Source organism: Psittacicella hinzii, from assembly GCF_003585935.1.
Classification (GTDB): Bacteria; Pseudomonadota; Gammaproteobacteria; order Enterobacterales; family Psittacicellaceae; genus Psittacicella; species Psittacicella hinzii.
This window is the reverse complement of sequence record NZ_NRJG01000162.1, coordinates 1-2,042: the sequence shown is the minus strand read 5'-3', so window position 1 is coordinate 2,042 and position 2,042 is coordinate 1. Positions and strand designations below refer to the sequence as shown.

The window sequence follows — 2,042 nt, the reverse complement described above, 5'->3', positions numbered from 1 at the left end:
GGGTCATAGCTATACAAATGCTAAATATTGAACAAAAAAATCGCTACTATTTTACGCCTATTCTTTCGAAAACGCACAACTAAATAAGTATAAAAAATTGCAAATTATTTTTATAAACTTTTTGCCTTTATTTTTTATATGAATTATTGTCCATTAAAAACACTAATAATCAAAAGAATAAAGCACACTAATGATCTACTTTACTAGATACTAATTCCACTACAAACCTTATATTCTTCCATATTTTATGTCAGAATTATTTAGGTATGAAAAAGGATTGGCTATAACAACCAATCCTCTTTGCTATTATTAGTTACGTAATTTTATACACAGTCATTTGAGTTTTTATCAAATGTGTAATACTCAACGCCAATTTTGATTTTTTCTTTACCTACTCTTTCACGGTAAGCATTGGTATCACGTAAGCTATATACACAACCACAATATTCTTGCTTATAGAACTCCTCACGTTTTGAAATTTGGATCATTCTTTGTGATCCACCTTCTTTACGCCAGTTGAAATCCCAATAATCCACATTTTCATATGGAGCAGCAGCGCGAATACCGCAATCTGTAACTTGATCGAAATCCTTCCAACGACTAATACCTAAACAACTGGTGAAAATATCAAAACCGTTTTCACTAGCGTATTTCGCAGTTACCTCAAAGCGCATATCAAAGCACTCTGTACAACGAATACCACGCTCGGGTTCCCACTCCATACCTTGAGTACGGTCAAACCAATCTTTACGGTTATAGTCAAAATCAATAAAAGGAATACCTAGCTTTTCTGCATATCTAACATTTTCTTCTTTACGAATTAAATATTCTTTTAGTGGGTGAATATTTGGATTATAGAAGAAAATTGTAAAAGGTATTTCCGATGCCATTAAAGCTTCCATTACCTCGCCTGAGCATGGAGCACAGCATGAATGTAATAAAAGTCTCTTTTTACCCTCTGGTAAAGATAACTTTTTTCTTCCTGTCATTGTATCCAGTAATGTTTTTACGTTTACTGAATTGTCTTTTGTAACATTATTAATACTCATATTCTAAATTTCTTTAGCTATTTCTGCTAACACTAAGATCTACTAAAGCCATTAATGCTAATTTAGCAGGGCTATCTGTAAAATCTTTAATGATATCTTTAGCTTTTTGTGCTTCAGCAAGAGCTGCTTGTTTACAATAAGTAAAGCAGTCATTAGCTTGTAGTCTTTCTACTACAAGATCTAATACTTCTCTACCTTTTTTCTGCATAATAATATCTTCAACAAGCTGCTTATCAACTTCATTTCCTACTTCTCTTAATCTAATAAGAGGTAAGGTCGGCTTCCCCTCTGCTAAATCATCACCACGTGATTTACCTGATTCTTCTTTAGCTGATAAGTAGTCGATCATATCATCAACCACTTGGAACCCCGTACCTATATAAGTACCAAATTTTGCCAAGTGTTGTTGCTTTTCAGGATCGTTAGGATATTTAAGCATTGCTATAGCATGGCAACAAACTTCGAATAAGCGAGCTGTCTTACTATAGATAACTTCAAAATACCTTTGTTCATCAATTGAAAGGTCGCCTAAATTAATAAGCTGTCTAACCTCTCCCTCGGAAATAACGTTTACAGCATCTGTATATAATGACATTAAATCAGGATTGCGATACTTAGCAATCATCTGGAAAGCTCGAGTATAAACAAAATCACCAACTAAAACTGCTGCAGGATTGTTAAACATTTTATTAGCAGTTGGGTTACCACGACGCATAGATGAATCATCTACTACATCATCATGTAAAATGGTCGCTGTATGGATTAATTCTGTAATTGAAGCTATCTTTGCAGCATCTTCTTTATTTTCGAGCTCTAGTAATTGGGCAAATAATAAAGTAAGAATTACCCTTACTCTTTTGCCTCCAGAATTTATGATATATTCTGAAACTTGATTAATTAAATCTATATCACTACGAGTATATGCAGTTAATTCTTTATTTACTGCAAGTAGATCATCTTTGATTAAATCTATTATTTGACTAAGTTGCATAT

2 protein-coding genes are annotated in these 2,042 nt (G+C 33.0%); both read right to left on the bottom strand.

Features of this window, described 5'->3' with window-relative positions:
* Nucleotides 1-323: 323 nt before the first annotated feature.
* On the bottom strand, nt 324-989 hold the full coding sequence (locus tag CKF58_RS07390) for an epoxyqueuosine reductase QueH (RefSeq protein WP_342767836.1): 666 nt from the start codon (nt 987-989) through the stop codon (nt 324-326).
* A 73-nt stretch (nt 990-1,062) separates the two neighbouring features.
* Nucleotides 1,063-2,042 (bottom strand): polyprenyl synthetase family protein (locus tag CKF58_RS07385; RefSeq protein WP_119532499.1); only part of this gene is annotated, 980 nt, incomplete at its 5' end.

What these genes read in the sequence shown, in the direction of transcription:
- CKF58_RS07390 (WP_342767836.1), bottom strand. Translation starts at nt 989, where the DNA reads ATGACAGGAAGAAAAAAGTTATCTTTACCAGAGGGTAAAAAGAGACTT.